This is a genomic window from Pseudomonas argentinensis, from assembly GCF_001839655.2.
GTDB classification, from domain to species: Bacteria; Pseudomonadota; Gammaproteobacteria; order Pseudomonadales; family Pseudomonadaceae; genus Aquipseudomonas; species Aquipseudomonas argentinensis_B.
On sequence record NZ_CP056087.1, the window covers coordinates 2,871,319 to 2,896,886 of the forward strand.

Sequence of the window (25,568 nt, forward strand, 5' to 3'; positions counted from 1 at the left end):
TCAAGCAATTCGTGTGGGTGCTTGTGGGTTAAGACTGACTGATCGCAAGATTATCAGCATCACAAGTAAACACTCGTTAATTCGAGAGTTACCTCTCTAGCGATAGAGAGATTTGCGATTGCTGAGCCAAGTTTAGGGTTTTCTCAAAACCCAAGCAGTATTGAACTGAAGAGTTTGATCATGGCTCAGATTGAACGCTGGCGGCAGGCCTAACACATGCAAGTCGAGCGGTTGAAGGGAGCTTGCTCCCTGATTCAGCGGCGGACGGGTGAGTAATGCCTAGGAATCTGCCTATTAGTGGGGGACAACGTTTCGAAAGGAACGCTAATACCGCATACGTCCTACGGGAGAAAGCAGGGGACCTTCGGGCCTTGCGCTAATAGATGAGCCTAGGTCGGATTAGCTAGTTGGTGGGGTAAAGGCTCACCAAGGCGACGATCCGTAACTGGTCTGAGAGGATGATCAGTCACACTGGAACTGAGACACGGTCCAGACTCCTACGGGAGGCAGCAGTGGGGAATATTGGACAATGGGCGAAAGCCTGATCCAGCCATGCCGCGTGTGTGAAGAAGGTCTTCGGATTGTAAAGCACTTTAAGTTGGGAGGAAGGGTTGTAGATTAATACTCTGCAATTTTGACGTTACCGACAGAATAAGCACCGGCTAACTCTGTGCCAGCAGCCGCGGTAATACAGAGGGTGCAAGCGTTAATCGGAATTACTGGGCGTAAAGCGCGCGTAGGTGGTTTGTTAAGTTGGATGTGAAAGCCCCGGGCTCAACCTGGGAACTGCATCCAAAACTGGCAAGCTAGAGTACGGTAGAGGGTGGTGGAATTTCCTGTGTAGCGGTGAAATGCGTAGATATAGGAAGGAACACCAGTGGCGAAGGCGACCACCTGGACTGATACTGACACTGAGGTGCGAAAGCGTGGGGAGCAAACAGGATTAGATACCCTGGTAGTCCACGCCGTAAACGATGTCAACTAGCCGTTGGAATCCTTGAGATTTTAGTGGCGCAGCTAACGCATTAAGTTGACCGCCTGGGGAGTACGGCCGCAAGGTTAAAACTCAAATGAATTGACGGGGGCCCGCACAAGCGGTGGAGCATGTGGTTTAATTCGAAGCAACGCGAAGAACCTTACCTGGCCTTGACATGCTGAGAACTTTCCAGAGATGGATTGGTGCCTTCGGGAACTCAGACACAGGTGCTGCATGGCTGTCGTCAGCTCGTGTCGTGAGATGTTGGGTTAAGTCCCGTAACGAGCGCAACCCTTGTCCTTAGTTACCAGCACCTCGGGTGGGAACTCTAAGGAGACTGCCGGTGACAAACCGGAGGAAGGTGGGGATGACGTCAAGTCATCATGGCCCTTACGGCCAGGGCTACACACGTGCTACAATGGTCGGTACAAAGGGTTGCCAAGCCGCGAGGTGGAGCTAATCCCATAAAACCGATCGTAGTCCGGATCGCAGTCTGCAACTCGACTGCGTGAAGTCGGAATCGCTAGTAATCGTGAATCAGAATGTCACGGTGAATACGTTCCCGGGCCTTGTACACACCGCCCGTCACACCATGGGAGTGGGTTGCACCAGAAGTAGCTAGTCTAACCTTCGGGAGGACGGTTACCACGGTGTGATTCATGACTGGGGTGAAGTCGTAACAAGGTAGCCGTAGGGGAACCTGCGGCTGGATCACCTCCTTAATCGAAGATCGCAGCTTATTCATAAGCTCCCACACGAATTGCTTGATTCATTGTAGAAGACGATGCTGTAACGCCTTGCCTAGGCCGGTGCTCAGTTGGTTGGAGCGCACCCCACGCTGTTGTAGAGAGTAGGGTGAGGTCGGCTTGGTGCCGCCCTGTTATAGGTCTGTAGCTCAGTTGGTTAGAGCGCACCCCTGATAAGGGTGAGGTCGGCAGTTCAAATCTGCCCAGACCTACCAATTCAGGTGCAGATGATACGGGGCCATAGCTCAGCTGGGAGAGCGCCTGCCTTGCACGCAGGAGGTCAGCGGTTCGATCCCGCTTGGCTCCACCACTTTCGGGTTACAGTCGTTACGTTGAGAGTTCAGAAATGAGCATTCCTGCCGGTGGCAGAGAGAATGTTGATTTCTGGTCTTTGACCAGTCGATACATCGTTCTTTAAAAATTTGGGTATGTGATAGAAGTGACTGATTGGCTGCTTTCACTGGCAGTTGATCTGGTCAAGGTAAAATTTGCGTTGTTCTCAAGTGCAAATTTTCGGCGAATGTCGTCTTCACGTTATAGACAGTAACCAGATTGCTTGGGGTTATATGGTCAAGTGAAGAAGCGCATACGGTGGATGCCTTGGCAGTCAGAGGCGATGAAAGACGTTGTAGCCTGCGATAAGCTTTGGGGAGTCGGCAAACAGACTGTGATCCAGAGATCTCTGAATGGGGGAACCCACCTAGCATAAGCTGGGTATCATGCACTGAATACATAGGTGCATGAGGCGAACCAGGGGAACTGAAACATCTAAGTACCCTGAGGAAAAGAAATCAACCGAGATTCCCTTAGTAGTGGCGAGCGAACGGGGACTAGCCCTTAAGTTGATTAGAGTGTAGTGGAAGGCTCTGGAAAGTGCCGCCGTAGTGGGTGATAGCCCCGTACACGAAATGCTCTTATCAATGAAATCGAGTAGGACGGAGCACGAGAAACTTTGTCTGAATATGGGGGGACCATCCTCCAAGGCTAAATACTACTGACTGACCGATAGTGAACCAGTACCGTGAGGGAAAGGCGAAAAGAACCCCGGAGAGGGGAGTGAAATAGAACCTGAAACCGTATGCGTACAAGCAGTGGGAGCCTACTTTGTTGGGTGACTGCGTACCTTTTGTATAATGGGTCAGCGACTTATATTCAGTGGCGAGCTTAACCGAATAGGGGAGGCGTAGCGAAAGCGAGTCTTAATAGGGCGTTTAGTCGCTGGGTATAGACCCGAAACCGGGCGATCTATCCATGGGCAGGTTGAAGGTTAGGTAACACTGACTGGAGGACCGAACCGACTACCGTTGAAAAGTTAGCGGATGACCTGTGGATCGGAGTGAAAGGCTAATCAAGCTCGGAGATAGCTGGTTCTCCTCGAAAGCTATTTAGGTAGCGCCTCGTGTATCACTGCTGGGGGTAGAGCACTGTTTCGGCTAGGGGGTCATCCCGACTTACCAAACCGATGCAAACTCCGAATACCAGCAAGTGTCAGCACGGGAGACACACGGCGGGTGCTAACGTCCGTCGTGAAAAGGGAAACAACCCAGACCGTCAGCTAAGGTCCCAAAGTTATGGTTAAGTGGGAAACGATGTGGGAAGGCTTAGACAGCTAGGAGGTTGGCTTAGAAGCAGCCACCCTTTAAAGAAAGCGTAATAGCTCACTAGTCGAGTCGGCCTGCGCGGAAGATGTAACGGGGCTCAAACCATACACCGAAGCTACGGGTTCAACGTAAGTTGAGCGGTAGAGGAGCGTTCTGTAAGCCTGTGAAGGTGAGTTGAGAAGCTTGCTGGAGGTATCAGAAGTGCGAATGCTGACATGAGTAACGACAATGCGAGTGAAAAACTCGCACGCCGAAAGACCAAGGTTTCCTGCGCAACGTTAATCGACGCAGGGTGAGTCGGCCCCTAAGGCGAGGCAGAAATGCGTAGTCGATGGGAAACGGGTTAATATTCCCGTACTTCTAATTACTGCGATGGAGGGACGGAGAAGGCTAGGCCAGCACGGCGTTGGTTGTCCGTGTTTAAGGTGGTAGGCTGGTTTCTTAGGTAAATCCGGGAAATCAAGGCCGAGAGCTGATGACGAGTTGTCCTTTAGGACGATGAAGTGGTTGATGCCATGCTTCCAGGAAAAGCTTCTAAGCTTCAGGTAATTAGGAACCGTACCCCAAACCGACACAGGTGGTTAGGTAGAGAATACCAAGGCGCTTGAGAGAACTCGGGTGAAGGAACTAGGCAAAATGGCACCGTAACTTCGGGAGAAGGTGCGCCGGTGAGTGTGAAGGGTTTACCCCGTAAGCACATGCCGGTCGAAGATACCAGGCCGCTGCGACTGTTTATTAAAAACACAGCACTCTGCAAACACGAAAGTGGACGTATAGGGTGTGACGCCTGCCCGGTGCCGGAAGGTTAATTGATGGGGTTAGCTAACGCGAAGCTCTTGATCGAAGCCCCGGTAAACGGCGGCCGTAACTATAACGGTCCTAAGGTAGCGAAATTCCTTGTCGGGTAAGTTCCGACCTGCACGAATGGCGTAACGATGGCGGCGCTGTCTCCACCCGAGACTCAGTGAAATTGAAATCGCTGTGAAGATGCAGTGTATCCGCGGCTAGACGGAAAGACCCCGTGAACCTTTACTATAGCTTTGCACTGGACTTTGAGCTTGCTTGTGTAGGATAGGTGGGAGGCTTTGAAGTGGGGACGCCAGTTCTCATGGAGCCATCCTTGAAATACCACCCTGGCAACCTTGAGGTTCTAACTCTGGTCCGTTATCCGGATCGAGGACAGTGTATGGTGGGTAGTTTGACTGGGGCGGTCTCCTCCTAAAGAGTAACGGAGGAGTACGAAGGTGCGCTCAGACCGGTCGGAAATCGGTCGCAGAGTATAAAGGCAAAAGCGCGCTTGACTGCGAGACAGACACGTCGAGCAGGTACGAAAGTAGGTCTTAGTGATCCGGTGGTTCTGTATGGAAGGGCCATCGCTCAACGGATAAAAGGTACTCCGGGGATAACAGGCTGATACCGCCCAAGAGTTCATATCGACGGCGGTGTTTGGCACCTCGATGTCGGCTCATCACATCCTGGGGCTGAAGCCGGTCCCAAGGGTATGGCTGTTCGCCATTTAAAGTGGTACGCGAGCTGGGTTTAGAACGTCGTGAGACAGTTCGGTCCCTATCTGCCGTGGACGTTTGAGATTTGAGAGGGGCTGCTCCTAGTACGAGAGGACCGGAGTGGACGAACCTCTGGTGTTCCGGTTGTCACGCCAGTGGCATTGCCGGGTAGCTATGTTCGGGAAAGATAACCGCTGAAAGCATCTAAGCGGGAAACTTGCCTCAAGATGAGATCTCACTGGAACCTTGAGTTCCCTAAAGGGCCGTCGAAGACTACGACGTTGATAGGCTGGGTGTGTAAGCGTTGTGAGGCGTTGAGCTAACCAGTACTAATTGCCCGTGAGGCTTGACCATATAACACCCAAACAATTTGGCTGTTAGACGGTTGAAGTCGACAGTAATGCCGAAGATTTGCGAGAACACGCACTACCAACCGATATCACATACCCAATTCGCTGCAGCGGCTAAACCCCGAAGCAGCAACCAGTTTGCTTGACGACCATAGAGCGTTGGAACCACCTGATCCCATCCCGAACTCAGTAGTGAAACGACGCATCGCCGATGGTAGTGTGGAGCTTCTCCATGTGAGAGTAGGTCATCGTCAAGCTTCTATAAGAAACCCCAGGTCTCGACAGAGATCTGGGGTTTCGTCTTTTCGGCACATAAAAACCGGAAGATGCAGGGCAAGCTGCCCTGGGTATCGCTTCGCTCAACCGCAGGCTACGGACGATATAGCCCTAAAGACTCAGGCTCCACCGTGGCAGAGTTGCTGAAGGGAGCGGCGGCAGCGCCCTGATCAAGAAACCCCAGATCTCGACAGAGGTCTGGGGTTTCGTCTTTTCAGAGCGGTAAAACCGGATCCACAAAGGCGATTCGCATGTCCCCCTGTATGGCTGCGCTCAAACCAGCTACGGGCCGACTCGTAGGGGCCTGTGCACCGCAGCGACATAGTGGTGGAAGGATGAAGCGTCTTCCACCCTACGGATCTGCGTATGGCTCGTAGCTTGTATCAGCTGAAGGCGTATACCCAGGGACTGGCTAGTTCAATACCTGCCTGCCTTGCATACGGAACATGTCGCAAAGCCGGGCATAGTGATGCCTGGACTTAACTACGCCGAGTCGAGCAGGGGCAGAACCATCTGTACGTCATTGAAACGAAAAACCCGCACAAGGCGGGTTTTGATCGTTGCAGCAGATGGACCTGTATCAGTCACCGCGATATTCGCAGCCGCTGGTGCAGGTCTCGTGGATGCGGATGCGCGACAGCTCCGGCAGCAAGGGCTTGAGTTGCTGCCATACCCATTTGGCGAGGATCTCGCTGGTCGGGTTTTCCAGGCCGGGAATGTCGTTGAGGTAGTTGTGGTCGAGCTGCTCGTAGATCGGCTTGAAGATGGCCTTGATCTCCGAGAAGTCGCGAATCCAGCCGGTATGGGGGTCGACCTCGCCCTCGATATAGACGGCGATGCGGAACGAATGACCATGCAGGCGGCCGCATTTGTGGCCTTCGGGGACGTGGGGAAGCCGATGGGCGGCTTCGAAGATGAATTCTTTGAACAGTTCCAAGGCCAATCTCTTTTCTACAGGGCGAACAGGCTGCGATTCTAGCAGCCTGCTGCGACCCATAGGGGCTTACTGACCCAGTGCCGCGTTGCGATCGTGGCGATAGACGCTCACGGCTTCGTACACGGCCTTGCGCAAGCGGTTGATGCCGCCGATCGGCCGATGCTCGGGCAAGGCGTGCCAGGGATTGAACGACAGGTTGTCGCAGAACAGGTTCTGCTCCGTGCTATCGAAGTCCTGGGCTGGCAGGCGGATATCGGCGACGGTTTCGAACGGCGCGATCTTCTCGTCCCACTCTACGCTGGGGTCTTCGATCGGCATGTAGTAGTCCGGGTTCTGCTGCTGTACCTGCAACGCAAAACAGGCTGGCATGCGATCCAGCGAGAGCTGCTGATAAAGCGCGCTACGCAGGAAATTGGGCAAGTCGGTGTTGGGCTTGGGAATGTCGTAAGCCGGGCAGTTTTCCGGGGTTGGAATGACCCGGTACTTGATGTTGTGTGGGCCCAGCTTGAACGGCGCGATGGAGTTGTAGGTGGTTTCCACCGGGCTGCTGGGCGCCGGCGACAGGGTTTTCAGTGCGATGATCAGGTGGCGCAGCTCCCAGCTTCGCGGGTCCCAGCTCGGAAAGAAGGCCAGGGCTTTCTTGCCGTCCGCTTGCGCCGCGAAGTTGCTGCGGTACTCCGCCACGTCGCGAACGAAGAAGGCCGGGTGATTGAACATCACGAAATCCTGATCGCCGGCACTACGCGGATTGCTCATCAGCTTGGTACCCGGTACGTCGAGCAGTTTGATGGCCATGCCCCGCGCATCGCGAGCGCGGTCGAATTGCGGGTAGGCGTTGCCGTTGGACAGGCGCATCCACGCTTGCCAGGTCTTGCCCGGCTCGGCGAGCACGCCATGGCGCAGGCTCTCATCGAGATCCGCCTTCACGGTGACTTCAGCCTTGACGCAGCCGTGGGCCTTGGCATGGGCGTCACGCAGGACGCGGGTATTGTCGCGGTGCTGCTCGACGACACGGATGGCGTCGTCGATGATGCCGGCGGTATAGGCGGCTTCGTTTGCCGGGATTTGCTCTTCGCTGGAAACCGGGCCGGAGAATTTCCAGCTGTAATAGGCGCTACCGGCGGCCCAGCCCCCCAGGGCGACGACCAGCAGCAAGACCAGGGTTCTGCCCAGCAGGCGTCCGAGCCACAGCCAGAATCGTTTAAGCATCGTTGGACTCCTCGAGATTGGCTTTCACGCTGCCCTGGCAGTATTGCCCCGGGCTCCAGGGCTTGGCCGGCACCTCGCTCAACTGGTTTTCCAGGGCGGTATTACCCAGCACTTTCAGGTACTCGACCAGCGCCCAGCGTTCTTCCGGTTGCAGGCCGCGGCCGATGACGCCGTCGTTGCGGCAGCCATCGCGAAACTCATGGCCACCGTTGCCGTTGCCCTTGATACGGGTATCGAGCAGGAAGCCGCCGGGAAACTTGTCGCTGACGAAACCCACATGTTTGGGATCGAATTCGAAATTACCCACCCAGAAGCTGCTGGGCCGCTCCGATACGGGCGACAGCAGATGAAACAGCGTTGGCACCGAGCCGTTGTGCAGGAAGGGTGGAGTGGCCCAGATGCCATCCAGGGGGCGTACCTTGTAGCCACGAATTTCCTGGACGCCAATGGGCAGGCCGTAACCATTCATGCGTTTGCGCTGCTCGGGCGTGATGCCGTTGTCGCGGTAGGCGCGGTCTTCGACGTAGGCGGTGACATAGGCCAGCGCCTCGGCAGTGGAGATGGCGCTGAAGTCGATCTTGTCGAGGCTGTTACTGTGTAGTTCGACATCCAGTTTGGCCAGTTCGTCTTTCTTCCAGCCCAGCTTGCGGATGTCGAAGCGGTGGTCGGCGATATTGTCGGCGGTGGTGGAATCGGTACCCACGACGGACGTTTCGACGACCTGCATGTACCACTCGGGATCCCGATCGGGCGCCATGCGCCGATCCGGTGGTACGACCTTCGGGGCGTGGCAATGGGCGCAGTTTTCCTGGAACAGGGCGCGCCCCCGGCTGGCGAGGGGCAGGTCGATCTTGCCAAGGACCTGTTGCGGCCAGGCGGGTGGCTGCAGGTGCTTGAGCGTTTCTTCCAGCTGGTAGAGGTCGTTGATGCGTACACTGGAGGCGTAGCGCTGGTCGTGGGGCACGGCGCGCCCGTTGTCGTCGAGCAGATGCAGCGAGGCGCCGACCCCCAGCGCCTCACCGACGTTACGGGCCATGGGTTGCATGGCCGAACCGTTCCATTGCACCCAGTCGAATTTCCAGATGTCCCACAGATGCGGATAGCTGACCGGCGCGTCGGCCACGCGGTAGTTCGCCGCATCGATGCTGTCACCGAAGACGGTGTTGGCGATGCGGCCGAACGCATCGGTACGGCCAAAGCCTTCTTCGGTCGGGTAGAGGCCGCGGTGCCAGTCGTTGTAGGCGGTATTCAGCAAGCGATCGAGCACCTGCTTGAACTCCACGCGCAGGCTGTCGTAGTCACGCTGGTAATGCTCACCCAGCACCTCATGGGCGAAGCGGCGGAACTTCAGCGGATTGTAGTAGGTGAACGCCATGCTCATGCCGAGGGCCTGGCCAAAGCTGCCGCCCTTGAGCGTCGGCACGGTGGATGCCAGCGAGTGCAGCGCGGCGCCACCGTCGATACGTACCGCCTGGCCCTGATAGCGTAGCTCGCCGGTGTGGCAGGCGGCGCAGGTAATGTCCAGGTACTGAACGCCGCTTTCATCGTCCTGGTGGCGGGCAAAACCCACGGGCAGGTTGCCGGGGTTCAAGGCCGTGGCTTTCTGTGCGGGCTGGGTCAGAAAACCGAAGCGCGCGAGATAGTCCGGATCGGCGAACTTGGCCTTGCTGAACGGCAGTTCCAGCGCCGAGAACCAGGCATACTGCAGGCCTTTTACCGAGGTGCCCTGGGGCGTGTAGTAATAGAACTGACGCTGCTGATCGTTCCACTGGCCGAGGTAGTGCACTTTTTCCACCGGCGTGTAAGCCGGCAGATTGGGCCTGGCGATGTAGTAGACGATGACCAGCAGAGCGGTCAGCAGGAGCAGAATGATGATCTGCACGGCGCGGCGAATGAGGCGCATCGGGGACATCCTTGTTGCGTTTTTCTGGTCGTGTTCCTTTATGCCCATGCTGCCGGTTAATGGCAAGATGCCATGGGAATATCTTCAGTAATCAGCCGAACGGCTATCCGCTGATGCCCAGCCAGTTGGTCACGCAATCTATCGCTGCGCGCTGTCGTTCATGCCAGGTACCGGCGATTTCCACCACGTTCTGACCATTGGCCGTGAGCCATTGCGCGCAGCCCTGATAAAAGGCCAGGCGCTCTGCCAGGTCCGGCTGGCAGCGTTGGCCGTCGCCGACCCACTCGACGCCGCGCGGGTCGAGCAGCAGGTGCAGGTGATACTCCCGGGCCAGCAGGGCCGGCTCCATCCAGTCCGGGCAATCACCGAACAGGGTGCGGCTCCAGAGGATATTGCTGAGCAGATGGGTGTCGAGGATCAGCAGGTGAGGGCGCTGCGCAAGGGCGGCATCTTCCCAGGCGAGCTGCCCGCGGGCGATGGTGGAGATATCGGCGTAGCAGGTATCGCGCTGCAGGCTATCGATGAAGTGGCGGACGTATTCACCGACCACTATACCGCCGAAGCGCTGTTGCAGTTCGCTCGCCAGCCAGCTCTTGCCGGTGGATTCCGGGCCGGTCAGAACCAGGACGTTCATGGCCGCGCAGCGACCACTTCGCGGCGCCAGGTCAGCCAGCCATGGCAGGCAAGCAGCGTGAACAAGGCGTACAGCGCAGCGGTAAGGTACAGCCCCTGATCGATGAACAGCACGACGAACAGCACGTCGAGGAGTACCCACAGCGCCCAACACTGCAGGCGCTTCTTGGCCATCCACACCTGCGCGACGAGGCTGAAGGCGCACAGCGTCGCGTCCTGCCAGGGCGCACTGGCATCGGTGTAGGTCATCATCAGCAGGCCCAGTACAGCCGAGCCGAGCACGCCCAGGGCAAGGCCGAAGAGCGTCTGGCGCAGGCCCAGGCTGGATACCTGCAAGCGCTCGTCGGGACGCTCGCCGCGCGTCCAGTGCCACCAGCCGTAGAGCTGCAGGGCGGCGTAGATGCATTGCAGCAGCGTGTTGGAGTAGAGCCTGGCCTGGAAGAACAGCCACGCATAGAGCACCACCATGACCAGCCCGATGGGCCAGCACCAGGGGTTCTGTCGCACGGTCAGCCAGACGGCGATCAGGCCGAGCAACGAGGCGCAGACTTCTAGCGGTGACATGGAACCTCGTGCATGTAACGGGCGGGCGCGCATTCTATCGTCTGTCGCGCCCGGAGGGACCGTTCGGCTGGCAGGAAATGCAATTTCGCTTTGATAGCGTTTTGAAATTGCTCGCTGGTGCTTTATAACTGCCCCCTTTTTTCGGCCCTGCTGGAACCTCCACCAGCGGCTCTAGTCCGAGAAACAATCCCTTTACAGCCAGTTCATCTGGCACCTTTCCGAGGAGTTTCGATGGACAGCTGGCTCGCGTTTCAGGCGCTGATTCTGGGTATCGTTGAGGGTCTTACCGAGTTCTTGCCCATTTCCAGCACCGGACACTTGATCGTGGTGGGTGACTTGCTGGACTTCAATGGCGAGCGTGCCACGGCCTTCAAAATCATCATCCAGCTCGGCGCCATCCTGGCGGTGATGTGGGAGTTTCGCCAGCGCATCCTGTCGGTGGTCACCGGCCTGGGGAGCGATCCCATGGCGCGGCGCTTCACCGTCAATCTGATGATCGCCTTCTTCCCGGCGGTGGTGCTCGGCCTGCTGTTCGCCGATCTGATCGAGCACTGGCTGTTCAACCCGATCACGGTCAGCGCCGCGCTGGTCGTTGGCGGCGTGGTGATGCTCTGGGCCGAGAAGCGTCAGCACCGCATCCTTGCCGAAACGGTCGACGACATGGACTGGAAGCTGGCCCTCAAGGTCGGCTTCGCCCAGTGCCTGGCATTGATCCCGGGTACCTCGCGCTCCGGCTCGACCATCATCGGCGGCCTGCTGTTCGGTCTGTCGCGCAAGGCGGCCACCGAGTTCTCGTTCTTCCTGGCAATGCCGACCATGGTCGCCGCCACCGTCTACTCGCTCTACAAGTATCGGGACATCCTGCAGTGGAGCGATCTGCCGGTATTCGCCATCGGTTTCGTCACCACCTTCATCGTCGCCATGCTGACGGTGCGCGCTCTGCTGGTGTTCATCGCCAACCACAGCTATGCGGTGTTCGCCTGGTACCGGATCGCCTTCGGCCTGCTGATTCTGGCCACCTGGCAATTCGGCTGGATCGACTGGAGCACGGCCGAGGGCTGATCGCCTCGCCGCGGGTGATGCACATGCAGGGCCGGGAACAGGCCGGGCGCATCAAGCGCTGGGACGATGACAAGGGCTTTGGGTTTATCCAGCCCATTGCCGGTGAGGGCGACCTGTTCGCGCACATTTCGGCGATGCGCGGGGATCGTCGGCCTGCTGTGGGTGACCAGGTGCTGTTCGTGGCCGGGCGTGACGAGCGCGGCCGCCCGCGTGCCGAGCATGTGCGCCTGGCCGGTGAGCTGGCCATCGACCAGCCGCAGATTGGTGTCAAACCTGGTACCGGCAAGCCCAGCGCCAAGGCTGCCAGGCCAACCGCGCGCAGGGCCGGACGGCCTAGGGGTGCACTGCGTAACCCGCTCGCCAAATGGCTGATTTTCGCCGCGTTGTGCCTGCTGCCGGTGGTCGGCGCATTGCGCTGGCTGGCGATTGGGACGGTGTGGCCGGCGCTGCTCTATCCCGTGGCCAGCGTGCTGTGCTTGTTTCTTTACTGGCACGACAAGAACAGCGCCCAGCAACGCCGCCAGCGTATGCCGGAAAACACCTTGCACCTGATCGAGCTGGCAGGCGGCTGGCCGGGTGCGCTGGTGGCCCAGCAGGCCTTTCGGCACAAGACGCGCAAGGCGTCCTACCAGCTGGTGTTCTGGGCCATCGTGGTGCTGCACCAGCTGGTCTGGATCGATCGGTTGATGCTCGGCGGTGCCTACACCAGCGGCTGGTTGCGCGGCCTGTTATAGGTCGAGCAGCAGGCCGACCTGCTGTTTGCGTGGCAGGCGCCGCACCACGAGCTGGTGGGAGCGGGTCAGCAGATCCCGCAGTTCCTCGTCACCCAGTGGCGGTTGGCTGCCGCTCATGCTGATCCAGTGAGCCCGGGCGAGGTAGGGCGCCGGCCGGATGCCGGGCCGATCGGTGAGACCCAGAAACAGCGCGTCATCCACCTTGAAGGCCAGGTTGTCGCCGAGAAAAATCCACGACGGCGAACATCTTGTTGTGCGCCACGGAGAACACCTGGTTGCTGCCCCACTTGTAGTCGACGCGAGCACCCGGCAGTTGCAGACAGAAGGCGATCAGTTCATCGCGAGTCATGGTTGCACCGCCTTTGGCAGCTGCGCCCGGCGCAGCAGCAACAGGCTCAGGCCCAGGCCGAGCAGCGCCAGCAGACCCGAGGCGAGAAATACCGCGCCGTAGTCGTAAGCGGTGGCCACCAGGCCCATCAGCGGGCCGGCGACGCCAAGCGCCAGATCGAAGAACAGTGCATAGGCGCCCAGCGCCGAGCTGCGGCTGGCCGCGGGAATATTGCCGATGGCTTCGACGCCAAGCGCCGGATACACCAGCGACAGGCCAAAGCCGGTGAGCGCCGCACCACACAGGGCCAGGGCGGGAATCGGCGCGATCCATAGCAGCAACAGGCCGAGGGTTTCGATCGCCAGGCAGACGGTCGCGACCCGGTAGCCACCGCGTCGCTCGATGGCCCCGGCGAACAGCAGGCGGGCGGCGATAAAGGCCAGGCCGAAGGCGCTCAGGCAATAGGCCGCGTGCTCCCAGCCGAGGCTGGCGTAATACAGGGTGACGAAGGTCGCCAGGGTGCCGAAACCGATGGAGCCCAGGGCCAGTGCCAGGCCGTTGGGGGCAATGGCCAGGAACACGTTGTGAAACGGCAGGCGCTTGCCCTGAATCACCGGAATGGCCGGTTTGTCGCGCGCCACCCACAGCGCACCAAGGCTGAGCAGGGTGATGGCCGCGCCTATGCTCCACAGGCCAAGCGTCGCGGCCATCAGCACGCCCAGCGGTGCGCCGATGGCGATGGCACCGTAGGAGGCGATGCCATTCCAGGAGATCACCCGAGCCGTGTTCTCGGCGCCGACCCGACCGATGCCCCAGGTGATCGAACCGGTACCGATCAGCGCCTGGGAGATGCCCAGGGCGACACGCCCGGCCAGCAGCAGGCCCAGGCCGGTCTCGCCGGAAGCCCCATGCAGGCTGGTCGCCGCCAGGGTCAGTACGCCGCTGCCCAGGGTGCCGCCTAGGCCATATACCACCGCGCGCTTGGGGCCGATGCGGTCGATCAGCATGCCCGTGAGCGGTCGTGAAACCAGGGTCACCAGGTACTGCAGGCTGATCACCAAACCGGCCATTACCGAGCCATAGCCCAGGTCATTGAGCACGAAACCGGGCAGCACGGCCAAGGGCAGGCCGACGCAGAGAAAACCGATGAAGGTGAAAAACACCACGGCCAGAATTCGCGCGGTCTGGCCGGGAGCCTGGGGCTTGCGAGCGGTCATCGGCTGTCCTGTTCGGTGGGGTGGGAGATAACGTTATCAGGTTGCTCTGACCCTGGTCGAATCAGGTCCGTTCCAGGCATTAGCCAACCGTTGCTGCTGGCCTGGATCATATGGTCGAGCCAGGCACGTACCGCTGGCAGCATGCCGCGCCGGTGAGGGTAGACGGCCTGCAGGTGCCCGCCGGGCAGGTTCCAGTCCGGCAGCAGGTGTACCAGGCGGCCGGCCTGCAGATCGGTCAGGCATTTGGTGTGTGGCAGCATGGTGAAACCCAGCCCCTGCAGGGCGGCCTCCCGACGGATATCGAAGTCTTCGATGCTCAGACGGGCTTCCAGGGTCACTTCGCGGCGGATGCCGGCAGCATTTCTGAGCAGGTGATGGATGCGTCGGTCGCTTGCCGCCGCGCCAAGCGCCGGTAGCTGCTGCAGATCATCGGGGGTACGGATGTCCAGGCCGTGCAGCAATGCCGGAGCAGCCACCAGATAGGCGGAGGCGGGTGCCAGTTGGCGGGCGATCAGCGACGGATCCTCATCGCTCTGATCACGGACCCGCAGCGCGACGTCGAGGCCCTCTTGCAGCAGGTCCACGCGGCGATTGGTCAGCACCACATCGAGTTGCACCAAGGGGTACTTGGCCAGAAAGCTGGTGATCACCGGGTGCAGCCCGGCGCGCGCCAGCTCCACGGGGCAGGACATGCGCACCCGCCCGCGTGGCTCGCTGCTCAGCGAGGCCACGGCCTCCTGCGCCTGCTCGGCTTCGAGCAGCATCGCCTGGCAATGGCGCAGGTAGCGCTCGCCGGTTTCGGTCAACGCCAGTTTACGGGTGGTGCGCTGCAGCAGGCGCACACCCAGACGCGCCTCGAGTTCGGCCACGCGCCGTGACAGGCGCGACTTGGGAATGCCCAGCTGTTGCCCGGCGGCGCTGAAGCCGCCGTGCTCGACCACCTTGGCGAAGTACATCAGGTCATTGAGGTCCTGCATGAGAGCTCCGGCCCGTAAAAAAAGGATTGTTCTGCTGGTGGAACACATCTTCGCATTATTGCCGACTAATCAGTGATTGGCTTCATCGGTAGGATTAATCCATCAAACAGTAACCGACCTCTTTCTAAGGAGCACTTGATGAAACTTCTGCATCTCGATTCCAGCATTCTTGGCGACGCTTCCGCTTCTCGCCAGCTCAGCGCAGCGGTTACCGAAGCCTGGAAAAGCAGCCAGGCCGATATACAGGTGACCTACCGCGACCTGGCCAGCGATGCCCTGAGCCACTTCTCGGCAGCCAGCCTGGTTGCCGGTGGCACGCCAGCGGAACTGCGCGACGCCGCCCAGGCGCACGAAGTGGCCCTGGCCGAAGCGACGCTGGAAGAATTCCTGGCGGCCGACGCCATCATCATCGGTGCACCCATGTACAACTTCACCATCCCCACCCAGCTCAAGGCCTGGATCGATCGAGTCTGTGTCGCCGGCAAGACCTTCGCCTATGACGAGAACGGCCCGAAGGGCCTGGCAGGCGGCAAGAAAGTGATCATCGCCTCCACTGCCGGCGGCGTCCACGCCGGGCAAGCCAGTGGCCAGGCCCATGAGGACTACCTGATTCGGGTGCTGAATTTCCTGGGCATCACCGATATCGAGGTGGTGCGTGCCGAAGGCCTGGCATACGGTGAAGAGCCGAAAGCCAACGCACTGCGTAGCGCCCACACGCAGATCGACGGGCTGTTCGCCGCCGCCTGATCGAACTTCCGCTGGCGGCGCGCGGGTTTTCCTGACGCCGCAAATGTGCTTCCTTGTGTGCCAGGCGCAGCTTGTGCTGCTTCATTGAGGGAGTCATGGGATGAAGAAATCACTGTTGTCGGCAGCGTTGCTGGGGCTGGCAGGGCTGGCGCAGGCGGGTGTGGTGGTCAAGAGCGTGCCCTACGAGATCGATGGCCAGCCGTTCGAAGGCAAACTGATCTACGACGATGCGATCAGCGAACCACGCCCCGGCTTGCTGATGGTGCCGAACTGGATGGGGGTCACTGACGCCTCTGCCGAGAAGGCGGCACGGGCTGCCGGCGACAAGTACGTGGTGTTCATGGCCGACATGTACGGCAAGAACATCCGCCCCAGCAATGCCGACGAAGCCAAGCAAGCGGCAACGACAGTACGCAGGGACCGCGCGCTGATGCGCAAGCGCGCCCAGGCCGCCGTCGAGGTGCTCAAGGCGCAAACCACCCAGGTGGCACTGGATACCACCAAACTGGGTGCGATCGGTTTCTGTTTTGGCGGTGGAACCGTGCTGGAGCTGGCCCGTTCGGGTGCACCATTGAAAGCCTTCGTGTCGTTCCACGGCAACCTGGATACGCCAAACCCGGCCGATGCCAATGACATCAAGGCGCCGGTGCTGGTGCTGCACGGTGCCGATGATCCGGCGGTGCCGCAGGCGCAGGTCGATGGCTTCGTTGCAGAGATGAAGGCCACCAAGGTGGACTGGCAACTGGTCAGCTATGGCGGTGCGGTGCATTCATTCACCAACCCACAGGCCAATACGCCGGGTAGCAATCAGTACCACCCACTGGTCGCAGCCCGTGCCTTCAAGGCGATGAACAATCTGCTCGATGAGGTGTTCGAGTAACGCCAGGCGGAGAAAGGGAAGGCCGGCTGGCCTTCCCTTGTCGCGGTTACTTGGCGGGTAGAACGGCGATGTCGATGATGTCGGCCGGCAGATTCTTGATCTCACCCAGCGCGCTGGCCTTGCCGGTTTCCAGATTGACCTGGTGCAGCGTGGTGCCGGTCAGCAGGTAAGCGGTGTTGCCGCCTTTACCGTCACTCTTGATATCCAGCGCTGCGCTCTTCAGGCCGTCGCCGAGCTTGCCGACCACTTGCTGAATACCGTCATTTGGCGGGTTCTGCAGCATCAGGTTGCCACTGGCCAGATCTACGGTGTAGAGGGCGGTTTTCTCGGTGCCCTTGTAGGCGTTGGTGTACGCACCGGCTACCACCTTGGCGGTCTTGCCGGCGTACGGGCCGTCCTGGGCGTAGGCGACCTTGCCGTCCACCACCACTTCACCACTGTCGACATTGACACGCAGGCTGGTGCCATCGGCTGCCAGCAAGCGCAGGCGGTCGGCGACCGGGTTGAAGTCCACCACGGCCTGGCCCTTGCCTGGCAGCGCCTGGCTCAGTTTGGCGGCCTTGCTGGCCATGCCGCTCTTGGCATCGACGGTGTACAGCTGGCCAGCAGCATCCAGGCCGTAGATCGAGCCATTGGCCGGGCGTACATCGAGGCCACGCAGGCTGGAAACGCCGCTGAGTTTCACGTCGGAAGCGACGGTGAGGGTCTCTGTGTCGATGTGCAGCAGCTTGCCGTCCGCACTCAAGGCCAGCAGGGCATCGGCATTGGCGGTGGCGCAGCCCAGGGCAGCGGTGGTGATGGCGATACCGAGCATTTTCTTGGCAATGTTCATGAGCGTCCTCTCTATGGGTAAGGCGCGAAGGTCTCTTCGCGCTCGCATCCAGGCGCCGTGAAATAGAGCACCTGTTATCAATACCCACGAGAGCGGCGGGCAGATGTCGGCAGACATATCTGTTTACATCTGCCGAATCTGCTCAGTCCACTGCCGCCATCACTGCACGGCCGATATACAGCACTTCACCCGTAGGCCGGTTCAGCGGCGAACCGCCGGATGGTTCCAGGGTCAGCTCGAACAGCTGACCGGCGCGTACCGCGCCGATCTGCTCGGCGGACAGGGTCAGGCGCTTGCCCGGCTCGACCAGACCCAGCGAACGGGGGCCGTCCTTGGGATCGACCAGTGTCCAGAACTGTACCGAGCGGTCCGCCGCGACCTGGTCATCGCGCAGCGGTTCGAGCAGCAAGGTGCCGGCTGCATCGATATGCACCACCCAGCCTGGCGCTGCCGCTTCGCCCGGCGGTTGCAGGACGGCGGTGTAGCTCGCCTGCGGGGTGTCGCTCTGCCAGGGCATGGGCAACAGGGCCATGATCAGCGCCATTGCCAGGGCTGCGCTGGTCAGACGCCAGGCGCTCAAGCTCGACCACCAGGCCTGCCAGGCGCTGGTTCGCTGGCCCAGATTCAGGGTTTGCTGCAACCTAGGCCAGAGGGCCGGCGAGGGCGCGCTGGGTTCGAGCCTGTCACTGAGTTCGAGAAAGTGCTGCTGCCATTGCAGCGCCATGGCGGCAGCCTGCGGGTCGCGCTCGATCAGTTCGGCGACTTCGTCGGCCTGCTCCTGCCCGAGCAGGCCAAGCACGTATTCGCCGATCAGCGCGCGGCGTTCTGCGGGGTCGGTGCTGATCATCGTTGTAAACACTCCTGCAATGCGCGTAAACCGCTACGAATTCGCCCTTTGATGGTGCCCAGCGGGGTGGCCAGGCGCTCGGCGATCTGCTCATGGGTCAGGCCACGGTAGAACGCCAGCAGAACCGGATGGCGCCGTGGCCGCTCGAGCTTCTGCAGGCAGGTACGCAGGTGGCGTTTGTCCGACTGCTGTTCGTGCTGCTGGGCAGCCGATGGGCTATCGTCAATCAGGTGGTCGGCGATGTCGTCGGCCAGCGCCACCGTGCGGCCGCGCTGGCGCAACTGGTTGAGGGCGCGGTAACGCAGGATGCTGTAGATCCACGCCCGACCACCGCCCAGCGAGCGCTGGAAGCGCCCGGCATTGCGCCAGATCTGCACGAAGGCATCGTGCAGACAATCCTCGGCCGCGTCGCGCTGGCCCAGCAGGCTGATGGCCAGCCCGAGCATCTGCGCCGATTCCTGGCGGTACAGCGCCTGCAAGGCGCGCTCGTCATGGCGTGCGCAGGCTTCTAGGGTGCGGTCGTAATCGAACATCGGGTCAGACATGCCGTCGTCCTGTAATGGGGCGTTCTGAGGGTGGCAAGGGTTATACCCGAGACCAGGCCGTTTGGATGTGCCGGTAATGAAACAATCGGTCTCGTCAGCTGGGTGGCAGCGGTCGCCGATAGCCTGAACTTGAGCGAAGCGGTGGCAGTCTATGCTGCTCAATGCCAGAGGAGCGTCTGCATGCGCCTGATTCGTCTCGGTTTTTTATTGTCGGCGGGGCTGCTGGCGGGTTTTGCCGAGGCTCGCGAGTATCGCTACAGCGATGCCCACCTGCATTACGTGGATTTCTTCCAGGAAAGCGCCGGCATGGACATGCTGCTCAAGCGCATGGATGAAGCGAAGGTCGAGCACGTGATGTTCTCGGGCATTCCGGTCGCCAAGAAATGGCACGAGGACGAGCCCAAGCGGCCGCGCTACTACGCCGGCGACGATGCCGCGGCCTATTGGTACAGCGCCACCGACGTGCTGATTGCCCATGCCTACAAACAGGTACCCGAGGCCCAGCGCCACCGCTTTCATCCCTTCCTGTCCGGCTTCAACCCCAACGACAAGAACTCCGATTCCCATATCCGTCGCATGCTGGAGCTCGAACCCGGGCTGTGGCAGGGCATCGGTGAGGTGTTCACGCGCCATGACGATCTCACCTCACTGATCGAGGGCAGCACGCCGCGGGCCAACAACGAGGCCATGACGCGGGTCTATCACCTGGCCGCCGAATACGACCTGCCGGTGATGATGCACTCCAACATCACCTCCAAGCGCGAGCGCAACCCGCTGTATCTGCAGGAGATCGAGGAACCGCTGCGTAACCACCCCCACGTGCGTTTCATCTGGGCCCACGCCGGCACCAGCATGGAGATTCATCGCCACCAGGAGAAGCTGGATTTTCTCTTTGATACCCTGGCGCGCATGCTGGAGAGCTATCCCAACCTGTACATCGATCTGTCCTGGACCATGCTCAGGCCATACCTGACCGATGAGCGCGGCACGCCGGACCCCAAATGGGTAAAGCTGGTCGAGCGCTACCCGGACCGCTTCATGGTCGGTTCCGACGTGGTCGGGCGCTTCGACAGCCTGGGCGAGTACATGCACGGCTTCGACCGCTTTCTCGATGCGCTGCCTGAGGATGTCGCCCACAAGGTCGCCCGGGACAATTTCCTGTCCATCCTGCCGCGCAAGGTGCAGGAAGCCTTGCCAACCTCTCACTGAGGCTGTCATCAGGTTGTCATTGCCGCGTCATAGCCTCGCGCCATTCCAATGGAGGAGCGTGAGATGGACTGGTTCAGGCCGAGGTGCGAGTGCAGGGGCCGGTCGAGTACGGCGTCTTTATCAGCCAACACAAGAATTTTCAGCCGGGTGAGCGGGTGCTGACCCAGGCCAGCCAGCAAATGGAACGAACGACCGTGGTGCCTGCCAAACTGGGCACCAAGTTCGGCATGCGTTATACCCTGACCGGCAAGACGGTCGATGGCGAGCCACTGACCCTGCTGTACCTCACCCCCGGCGTGATCGGCGCCGACGGTCAGCGCCATGACAAGTTCGTGGTGACGCAGAAGCTGGTGCCCGATGCGCCCCAGGATGTCATGGCCTTCGAGTTTTCCGAGAACCATGAGGTGGTGCCTGGGGAGTGGCATTTCCTGCTGTTCCAGGGCGATCGCAAGCTGGCCGAGCAACGCTTCGACGTGCGCTGAGAAAACGCCAGGCAAATAAAAACGGCGCCCTGAGGCGCCGTTTTTTATGGTGAGCAGCCGATCAGTTGCCGGCCCAGCGCTTGAGCACCAGGGTGGCGTTGGTGCCACCGAAGCCGAAGCTGTTGGACATGATGGTGTCCAGCTTGGCGTTTTCACGGGTCTCGCGCAGGATCGGCAGGTCGGTGACCGCCGGGTCCAGCTCTTCGATGTTGGCCGAGGCGGTGATGAAATTGCCTTCCATCATCAGCAGGCAGTAGATCGCCTCGTGCACGCCAGCGGCGCCCAGGCTGTGGCCCGACAGGCTCTTGGTTGAGCTGATGGCCGGCGCCTGGCCTGCGAACACTTCACGAATACCCTTGATTTCCGCAACATCCCCGACCGGAGTCGAGGTGCCGTGGGTGTTCAGGTAGTCGATCGGGCCGTCGACGGTGGCCAGCGCCTGCTGCATGCAGCGCACCGCGCCTTCGCCGCTCGGGGCGACCATGTCGTAGCCGTCCGAGGTCGCGCCGTAGCCGACGATTTCCGCGTAGATCTTGGCACCACGGGCCAGGGCGTGCTCCAGCTCCTCGACCACGACCATGCCGCCGCCGCCGGCGATGACGAAACCGTCACGGTTGGCATCGTAGGCACGAGAGGCTTTTTCCGGCGTGTCGTTGTACTGGGTGGAGAGGGCGCCCATGGCATCGAACAGGCAGCTCTGGCTCCAGTGCTCTTCCTCACCGCCGCCGGCGAAGACCACGTCCTGCTTGCCGAGCTGGATCTGCTCCATGGCCTGGCCGATGCAGTGGGCGCTGGTGGCGCACGCCGAGGAGATCGAGAAGTTGACGCCCTTGATCTTGAACGGGGTCGCCAGGCAGGCCGATACGGTGCTGCCCATGGTACGGGTCACACGGTACGGGCCAACGCGCTTGACGCCTTTCTCGCGCAGGGTGTCGATGGCTTCCATCTGGTTCAGCGTGGAGGCGCCACCGGAGCCGGCGATCAGGCCGGTACGCGGGTTCGATACCTGCTCTTCGCTGAGGCCCGAGTCCTTGATCGCCTGCTCCATCGCCAGGTAGGCGTAGGCAGCGGCATCACCCATGAAGCGGAACAGCTTGCGGTCGATCAACTCTTCCAGGTTCAGGTCGACGGAGCCCGACACATGGCTGCGCAGACCCTTCTCGGCGTATTCCGGATTGAAGCGGATACCGGGGCGGCCAGCGCGGAGGTTGGCGGAGACGGTTTCTTTGTCATTGCCCAGGCAGGAAACGATGCCTAGACCGGTAATAACGACGCGACGCATGGAAAGGATCCTTTAGAAACTGTCGGTGGAAGTGAACAGGCCGACCCGCAGGCTTTCGGCACTGTAGATCTCGCGACCATCGACACTCACGGTGCCATCGGCGATCGCCAGGATCAGCGAACGGGTGATGGTGCGTTTGATATGGATGTTGTAGGTGACCTTCTTGGCGGTAGGCAGCACCTGGCCGAAGAATTTCACTTCGCCCGAACCCAGGGCGCGACCACGGCCGGGGTTGCCCTGCCAGCCGAGGAAGAAGCCGACCAGCTGCCACATGGCATCGAGGCCAAGGCAGCCTGGCATCACCGGGTCACCTTCGAAGTGGCAACCGAAGAACCACAGATCAGGATTGATATCGAGCTCTGCGACAATTTCGCCTTTGCCGTACTTGCCGCCCGTTTCGCTGATGTGGACGATCCGGTCGATCATCAACATGTTGGGGGCGGGCAGTTGCGCATTACCCGGGCCGAACAGTTCGCCGCGGCTGCAGCGCAACAGATCTTCCTGGGTGAAGGCGTTTTGTTTGGTCATGCGAGCTCCTCAATAATCCCCACGCGCCTCGGCTGGGTAAATCGTCCTGGCCGGCTGCGCATGAGTGATGCGACTGCCAGCAGCCTAGTCATAGACTGTTGCGTTGTGGTGAAAGTCACAGTGTGGTGAGTACAGTTGTACTCTGCAGGCGGCAATGGTGTCATAGATGCCCCTTTGATGCCCACTTCAACCAGCAAGCGTGCAGTATTTTCGCCCATCTGACTAGAGGTTGCGAGCGTTGCGCGCCCCGGTGGGGGCGAATTCGCTTGGCTGCTGCGCAACTGGCGTCAATTCGTTGCGCCGCCGCTCGACAGCCAGCGCTCGAGCACGTCCTGCAGCTCCGTGCGTTTGAACGGTTTGGCGAGGTAATCGTTCATTCCGGCTTGCAGGCAAGCCTCGCGGTCGCCCTGCAGGGCGTTGGCGGTCAGGGCGATGATCGGCAGGCGACCTGGCGGGCCGAGATCGCGAATGCGCCGGGTGGCTTCGTAGCCATCCATGACCGGCAGGCGGCAGTCCATGAGTACCGCGGCGAATGGCCGTTGCTTGACCGCCGCGACTGCCTGGGCACCATCGGCGACCAGCTCCACCTGGTAACCCAGGCTGCGCAGCATGGCTTCGATCACCGTCTGGTTGACCGCGTTGTCTTCCACCAGCAACACCGAGCGTACTGCCGCTGCTGCAGGTGCACTGCTTGCGGTATGGGTGGGCAGCTGCACCTGCTGGGCGGAAAAGGGCAGGGGAATTTCCAGGGTGAAGCAGGAGCCACGGCCCGGCTCGCTCTGTGCCTTGAGCGTGCCGCCCATGCATTCGGCGAGGGTGCGGGCGATCGGCAGGCCCAGCCCGGTGCCACCGTAGCGCCGGGAGATCGAGTTGTCGGCCTGCTGGAAGGCGTCGAACATGGTCTCCAGGCGCTCGGCGCTGATGCCTATTCCGGTGTCGTGCACCTTGCACGTGAGCCACAGCACCTGATTGTCCAGAGCTTGCCAGTGGGCCTCGATACGCACCTCGCCGCGCTCGGTGAACTTCAGGGCGTTGCCGATCAGGTTGACCAGGATTTGCCGCAGGCGCGTCGGGTCACCCTGAACCTGTGGCGCCGGCAGAGCGTCGTCCAGCTCCAGGCGCAACTGCAGGCCACGCTGCTGGGCGCTGTGCTGGAAGGCTTGCCGGGCGGCCTTGAGCAGGGCCGGCAGGTTGAAACTGATCAGCTCCAGCTCCAGTGCGCCGCGTTCGATACGCGAGAAATCGAGGATGTCATTGATCACCTTCAACAGGTGCTCGGTGGACTCCATGGCCAGTGCGGCATATTCGTGCTGTTCCTCGCTCATGTCGGTGGTGTCGAGCAATTGCAGCATGCCGAGCACGCCGTTCATCGGCGTGCGCAGTTCATGGCTCATCATGGCCAGGAAGTCGGACTTGGCCCGGTTGGCCAGGTCGGACTCCTCGCGCGCCTTGATCAGCAGGGTCATGGCCTGCTGTTGCTCCTGGGCCGCGTTGTTCAGGCCGTTGGCCAGGTTATTGATATGCCTGGCCAGCGTCGCCAGTTCGCCGCCGCCGACCTCGGGAAGCGTGGCCTGATAGTTGCCGGCCTGGATGGCGGTGACGGCGTCGCTCATCGCGCTCAGTGGCCTGGACAGACGGCTGGCCAGGCGGCGCGCCAGCAGGAAGGTCAGCAGCAGGGCGAACAGCACGAGCACCGTGACCTTGAGGAGAATTTCCTGTTGCCGGGAATTGAAGGCATCACTGGACATGCCGACGACCACGCGACCGAGGTAGTCGGCGCCAGGCAGGTCGGCCACCCGTGGGCGGGCTTCGCCGAAATCCGTATCGAGATCGATCTGCTGCTGTTGGATGGGCGCCTGGAAGATGTCCAGATGGCCGTTGCCGGCATGTGGTTGGTCGGGCTTTTCGAGATAGGCCAGGATGTTCTCGTCACGGTCGCGTACTTCGACGAAGCGCACGTGGGGCGTTTTCAGCGTGGCCTGCAGCAGGGACTCCAGCACCCGACGATTGCCGGAAATGACTCCGTACTCGGTGGCAGGGGCCAGTTGGCTGGCGATCAGCTGGCCGGTGTGGTTGATCTCCGCGCGCAGGTCCTGCAGGCGATTGAAGGTCAGGAAACCGGTCAACAGCAGGGTCAGCAGCAGGGCAGGGCCGACGCTGATGAGCTGGGTACGGGCATGAATGTTCCAGCCTCGCCACCGTTTCATGGCGTATCTCCTTGCGACAGATGCCGGGCGAGCTCGGCATCACTGGGCAGGGTGATACCCAGTGCGCGTGCCACCTGCGGGTTGCCAAGCACCTTGAACGTGGACGAATAGGTGCCTGCGGGCCACTGCGCCGGCGCCTGGTCGAGCAACTGGTCGAGCGTGACGAGCCAGTCGTTCAGATCGCCGTAGGTACTGACCAGGCTGCCGGCACGCACGAAACCTGCGCTCGGGCCGATCAGGGCGTGTTGCTGGCCGTAGCTGGTCAACAGCAGGGTCTTGGCGGTCAACGGGTTGTAGAGGTCGTCATCGGCGACGGCGAGCAGCACGTCGCTGGCGCTGAGCACGCGAATCACCGGCTGGTTGTCACGGGTATCCGGCCAACCCTGGGCCACGATTTCCAGACCCAGCCCGCTGGCGGCCTGCCGCAGCTCCTGAATCAGAAACTCGTTATGGGGGTCATACAGCACACCCACGCGCCTGGCCTTGGGCAGCAGATGCTTGAGCAGCCGCAGCTGGCGGCGGGGGGCCGGATCCTGCCAGAGCACACTGAGGTTCGCGGGCCGGAGCTCGCCAAGGGTTTCGCGAGCCCGGGTTTTGTTGACCTGCAGCACCAGGGTCGCCGGGGCATTCGACGACTCGAGGCGCCAGGCCAGCGCCGCCTGGCCGAACAGGATCAGGCGCGTATCACCGGGGATCTGATCGAGGGGCGGCATTTCGTTCAGGGGCATGATGCGAACGCGGTCGGCGGGGCGTGCCGCTGCCAGCGCGTTGCCGAATTGCTGCAGCGTGGTGGTATCGCCCGCGGTGCTCAGCAGCAGTTCCGCTGCCTGTACCGCGGGGGAGAGCAAGCAGAGTACGACCAGGGCGCGGCGAATCCAGGCGCGGCACGGGCAATGGCGGGTCATCTAGGGTCCGATAGGCGGCATGGGGCTGGGCACGCGCAGGCGAGCGATGTCGCCAGCAATATGGATTGATCAACGACAATGATAGA

General features: G+C 60.9%; 20 protein-coding genes, 2 tRNA genes, 3 rRNA genes and 1 pseudogene. 11 read left to right on the forward strand and 15 right to left on the reverse strand.

All coding sequences use genetic code 11. The features are described 5' to 3' along the window. Positions 1-162: 162 nt before the first annotated feature. The 5 genes from SA190iCDA_RS12670 (at position 163) to rrf (ending at position 5,435) form a co-directional block, all read left to right on the forward strand. Positions 163-1,698: ribosomal RNA gene (locus SA190iCDA_RS12670) — 16S ribosomal RNA — on the forward strand. 162 nt (positions 1,699-1,860) lie between these two features. Further along, positions 1,861-1,937 (forward strand) — tRNA-Ile (locus SA190iCDA_RS12675). 19 nt (positions 1,938-1,956) lie between these two features. Further along, a tRNA-Ala gene (locus tag SA190iCDA_RS12680) sits at positions 1,957-2,032 on the forward strand. A 258-nt stretch (positions 2,033-2,290) separates the two neighbouring features. Beyond that, positions 2,291-5,182 (forward strand): 23S ribosomal RNA (locus SA190iCDA_RS12685). A gap of 137 nt (positions 5,183-5,319) precedes the next feature. Then, positions 5,320-5,435, forward strand: a 5S ribosomal RNA gene (gene rrf / locus SA190iCDA_RS12690). The 16S, 23S and 5S rRNA genes sit together here with 2 tRNA genes alongside, the layout of an rRNA operon. Positions 5,436-6,034: 599 nt before the next feature. Here the strand turns inward: rrf and queD are convergent. From queD to pnuC, 5 genes are all read right to left on the reverse strand, one after another. Further along, complete coding sequence (queD, locus tag SA190iCDA_RS12695; RefSeq protein WP_074888665.1) at positions 6,035-6,391, reverse strand: 6-carboxytetrahydropterin synthase QueD; 357 nt, start codon at positions 6,389-6,391, stop codon at positions 6,035-6,037. A gap of 66 nt (positions 6,392-6,457) precedes the next feature. Continuing rightward, positions 6,458-7,600, reverse strand: a complete 1,143-nt coding sequence (locus tag SA190iCDA_RS12700) for a catalase family protein (RefSeq protein WP_070887841.1) — start codon at positions 7,598-7,600, stop codon at positions 6,458-6,460. Continuing rightward, entirely contained in the window at positions 7,593-9,503 is a 1,911-nt protein-coding gene (locus SA190iCDA_RS12705) for a di-heme-cytochrome C peroxidase (RefSeq protein ID WP_070887840.1), read from the reverse strand. The genes SA190iCDA_RS12700 and SA190iCDA_RS12705 overlap by 8 nt, the downstream gene beginning before the upstream one ends. A 103-nt stretch (positions 9,504-9,606) precedes the next feature. After that, positions 9,607-10,137, reverse strand: a complete 531-nt coding sequence (locus SA190iCDA_RS12710) for an AAA family ATPase (protein ID WP_070887839.1) — start codon at positions 10,135-10,137, stop codon at positions 9,607-9,609. Continuing rightward, entirely contained in the window at positions 10,134-10,700 is a 567-nt protein-coding gene (gene pnuC, locus SA190iCDA_RS12715) for a nicotinamide riboside transporter PnuC (protein WP_070887838.1), read from the reverse strand. The genes SA190iCDA_RS12710 and pnuC overlap by 4 nt, the downstream gene beginning before the upstream one ends. 231 nt (positions 10,701-10,931) lie before the next feature. On the opposite strand from pnuC, the gene SA190iCDA_RS12720 reads away from it, so the two are divergent. Both SA190iCDA_RS12720 and SA190iCDA_RS12725 read left to right on the forward strand, forming a co-directional pair. Next, the gene (locus SA190iCDA_RS12720; protein ID WP_070887837.1) at positions 10,932-11,762 is read left to right on the forward strand and encodes an undecaprenyl-diphosphate phosphatase; all 831 of its coding nucleotides are present in this window, start codon (positions 10,932-10,934) and stop codon (positions 11,760-11,762) included. 23 nt (positions 11,763-11,785) lie between these two features. Continuing rightward, complete coding sequence (locus SA190iCDA_RS12725; protein ID WP_070887853.1) at positions 11,786-12,496, forward strand: DUF1294 domain-containing protein; 711 nt, start codon at positions 11,786-11,788, stop codon at positions 12,494-12,496. On the opposite strand, the pseudogene SA190iCDA_RS12730 reads toward SA190iCDA_RS12725, so the two are convergent. The 3 genes and pseudogenes from SA190iCDA_RS12730 to SA190iCDA_RS12740 all read right to left on the reverse strand — a co-directional run bounded on the left by SA190iCDA_RS12730 (position 12,491) and on the right by SA190iCDA_RS12740 (position 15,018). After that, positions 12,491-12,845 (reverse strand): annotated as a pseudogene (locus SA190iCDA_RS12730) (MmcQ/YjbR family DNA-binding protein). The gene SA190iCDA_RS12725 and the pseudogene SA190iCDA_RS12730 sit on opposite strands and share 6 nt — an antisense overlap. Beyond that, the gene (locus tag SA190iCDA_RS12735; protein ID WP_070887836.1) at positions 12,842-14,041 is read right to left on the reverse strand and encodes an MFS transporter; all 1,200 of its coding nucleotides are present in this window, start codon (positions 14,039-14,041) and stop codon (positions 12,842-12,844) included. The pseudogene SA190iCDA_RS12730 and the gene SA190iCDA_RS12735 overlap by 4 nt, the downstream one beginning before the upstream one ends. Further along, entirely contained in the window at positions 14,038-15,018 is a 981-nt protein-coding gene (locus SA190iCDA_RS12740) for a LysR substrate-binding domain-containing protein (RefSeq protein WP_070887835.1), read from the reverse strand. Before SA190iCDA_RS12740 ends, SA190iCDA_RS12735 begins: the two co-directional genes overlap by 4 nt. Positions 15,019-15,156: 138 nt before the next feature. On the opposite strand from SA190iCDA_RS12740, the gene SA190iCDA_RS12745 reads away from it, so the two are divergent. Together SA190iCDA_RS12745 and SA190iCDA_RS12750 are read left to right on the forward strand one after the other, a co-directional pair. Continuing rightward, the gene (locus SA190iCDA_RS12745; protein ID WP_070887834.1) at positions 15,157-15,765 is read left to right on the forward strand and encodes an FMN-dependent NADH-azoreductase; all 609 of its coding nucleotides are present in this window, start codon (positions 15,157-15,159) and stop codon (positions 15,763-15,765) included. 100 nt (positions 15,766-15,865) lie between these two features. After that, entirely contained in the window at positions 15,866-16,645 is a 780-nt protein-coding gene (locus SA190iCDA_RS12750) for a dienelactone hydrolase family protein (RefSeq protein ID WP_070887833.1), read from the forward strand. A gap of 46 nt (positions 16,646-16,691) precedes the next feature. Here SA190iCDA_RS12750 and SA190iCDA_RS12755 read toward each other — a convergent pair whose 3' ends face one another. The 3 genes from SA190iCDA_RS12755 to SA190iCDA_RS12765 form a co-directional block, all read right to left on the reverse strand. Then, complete coding sequence (locus SA190iCDA_RS12755) at positions 16,692-17,477, reverse strand: DUF4394 domain-containing protein (protein ID WP_236100853.1); 786 nt, start codon at positions 17,475-17,477, stop codon at positions 16,692-16,694. Positions 17,478-17,619: 142 nt separating this feature from the next. Further along, positions 17,620-18,324 carry an anti-sigma factor gene (locus tag SA190iCDA_RS12760; protein WP_070887832.1) on the reverse strand — a complete coding sequence of 235 codons (705 nt, stop codon included), beginning with the start codon at positions 18,322-18,324 and terminating at the stop codon, positions 17,620-17,622. Further along, the gene (locus tag SA190iCDA_RS12765) at positions 18,321-18,869 is read right to left on the reverse strand and encodes a sigma-70 family RNA polymerase sigma factor (RefSeq protein WP_070887831.1); all 549 of its coding nucleotides are present in this window, start codon (positions 18,867-18,869) and stop codon (positions 18,321-18,323) included. Before SA190iCDA_RS12765 ends, SA190iCDA_RS12760 begins: the two co-directional genes overlap by 4 nt. A 180-nt stretch (positions 18,870-19,049) precedes the next feature. Here SA190iCDA_RS12765 and SA190iCDA_RS12770 point away from each other — a divergent pair, with 180 nt between their 5' ends. Together SA190iCDA_RS12770 and SA190iCDA_RS12775 are read left to right on the forward strand one after the other, a co-directional pair. Next, positions 19,050-20,078: an amidohydrolase family protein gene (locus SA190iCDA_RS12770; protein ID WP_070887830.1), complete on the forward strand. Its 1,029-nt coding sequence runs from the start codon at positions 19,050-19,052 to the stop codon at positions 20,076-20,078. A gap of 68 nt (positions 20,079-20,146) precedes the next feature. Next, positions 20,147-20,560, forward strand: coding sequence for a DUF3859 domain-containing protein (locus SA190iCDA_RS12775; protein WP_070887829.1), 414 nt, complete (start codon positions 20,147-20,149; stop codon positions 20,558-20,560). 61 nt (positions 20,561-20,621) lie between these two features. Here the strand turns inward: SA190iCDA_RS12775 and fabB are convergent, their stop codons facing one another. From fabB to SA190iCDA_RS12795, 4 genes are all read right to left on the reverse strand, one after another. Continuing rightward, on the reverse strand, positions 20,622-21,842 hold the full coding sequence (gene fabB / locus SA190iCDA_RS12780) for a beta-ketoacyl-ACP synthase I (RefSeq protein ID WP_070887828.1): 1,221 nt from the start codon (positions 21,840-21,842) through the stop codon (positions 20,622-20,624). 12 nt (positions 21,843-21,854) lie between these two features. Next, positions 21,855-22,370, reverse strand: a complete 516-nt coding sequence (gene fabA / locus SA190iCDA_RS12785) for a 3-hydroxyacyl-[acyl-carrier-protein] dehydratase FabA (protein WP_013791679.1) — start codon at positions 22,368-22,370, stop codon at positions 21,855-21,857. Positions 22,371-22,657: 287 nt separating this feature from the next. Next, positions 22,658-24,577, reverse strand: a complete 1,920-nt coding sequence (locus SA190iCDA_RS12790) for an ATP-binding protein (protein WP_070887827.1) — start codon at positions 24,575-24,577, stop codon at positions 22,658-22,660. After that, on the reverse strand, positions 24,574-25,482 hold the full coding sequence (locus SA190iCDA_RS12795) for an ABC transporter substrate-binding protein (RefSeq protein WP_070887826.1): 909 nt from the start codon (positions 25,480-25,482) through the stop codon (positions 24,574-24,576). The genes SA190iCDA_RS12790 and SA190iCDA_RS12795 overlap by 4 nt, the downstream gene beginning before the upstream one ends. Positions 25,483-25,568 lie beyond the last annotated feature (86 nt).

What these genes read in the sequence shown, in the direction of transcription:
- SA190iCDA_RS12700 (WP_070887841.1), bottom strand. Translation starts at nt 7,600, where the DNA reads ATGCTTAAACGATTCTGGCTGTGGCTCGGACGCCTGCTGGGCAGAACC.
- SA190iCDA_RS12705 (WP_070887840.1), bottom strand. Translation starts at nt 9,503, where the DNA reads ATGCGCCTCATTCGCCGCGCCGTGCAGATCATCATTCTGCTCCTGCTG.
- SA190iCDA_RS12710 (WP_070887839.1), bottom strand. Translation starts at nt 10,137, where the DNA reads ATGAACGTCCTGGTTCTGACCGGCCCGGAATCCACCGGCAAGAGCTGG.
- pnuC (WP_070887838.1), bottom strand. Translation starts at nt 10,700, where the DNA reads ATGTCACCGCTAGAAGTCTGCGCCTCGTTGCTCGGCCTGATCGCCGTC.
- SA190iCDA_RS12720 (WP_070887837.1), top strand. Translation starts at nt 10,932, where the DNA reads ATGGACAGCTGGCTCGCGTTTCAGGCGCTGATTCTGGGTATCGTTGAG.
- SA190iCDA_RS12725 (WP_070887853.1), top strand. Translation starts at nt 11,786, where the DNA reads ATGCAGGGCCGGGAACAGGCCGGGCGCATCAAGCGCTGGGACGATGAC.
- SA190iCDA_RS12735 (WP_070887836.1), bottom strand. Translation starts at nt 14,041, where the DNA reads ATGACCGCTCGCAAGCCCCAGGCTCCCGGCCAGACCGCGCGAATTCTG.
- SA190iCDA_RS12740 (WP_070887835.1), bottom strand. Translation starts at nt 15,018, where the DNA reads ATGCAGGACCTCAATGACCTGATGTACTTCGCCAAGGTGGTCGAGCAC.
- SA190iCDA_RS12745 (WP_070887834.1), top strand. Translation starts at nt 15,157, where the DNA reads ATGAAACTTCTGCATCTCGATTCCAGCATTCTTGGCGACGCTTCCGCT.
- SA190iCDA_RS12750 (WP_070887833.1), top strand. Translation starts at nt 15,866, where the DNA reads ATGAAGAAATCACTGTTGTCGGCAGCGTTGCTGGGGCTGGCAGGGCTG.
- SA190iCDA_RS12755 (WP_236100853.1), bottom strand. Translation starts at nt 17,477, where the DNA reads ATGAACATTGCCAAGAAAATGCTCGGTATCGCCATCACCACCGCTGCC.
- SA190iCDA_RS12760 (WP_070887832.1), bottom strand. Translation starts at nt 18,324, where the DNA reads ATGATCAGCACCGACCCCGCAGAACGCCGCGCGCTGATCGGCGAATAC.
- SA190iCDA_RS12765 (WP_070887831.1), bottom strand. Translation starts at nt 18,869, where the DNA reads ATGTCTGACCCGATGTTCGATTACGACCGCACCCTAGAAGCCTGCGCA.
- SA190iCDA_RS12770 (WP_070887830.1), top strand. Translation starts at nt 19,050, where the DNA reads ATGCGCCTGATTCGTCTCGGTTTTTTATTGTCGGCGGGGCTGCTGGCG.
- fabB (WP_070887828.1), bottom strand. Translation starts at nt 21,842, where the DNA reads ATGCGTCGCGTCGTTATTACCGGTCTAGGCATCGTTTCCTGCCTGGGC.
- fabA (WP_013791679.1), bottom strand. Translation starts at nt 22,370, where the DNA reads ATGACCAAACAAAACGCCTTCACCCAGGAAGATCTGTTGCGCTGCAGC.
- SA190iCDA_RS12790 (WP_070887827.1), bottom strand. Translation starts at nt 24,577, where the DNA reads ATGAAACGGTGGCGAGGCTGGAACATTCATGCCCGTACCCAGCTCATC.
- SA190iCDA_RS12795 (WP_070887826.1), bottom strand. Translation starts at nt 25,482, where the DNA reads ATGACCCGCCATTGCCCGTGCCGCGCCTGGATTCGCCGCGCCCTGGTC.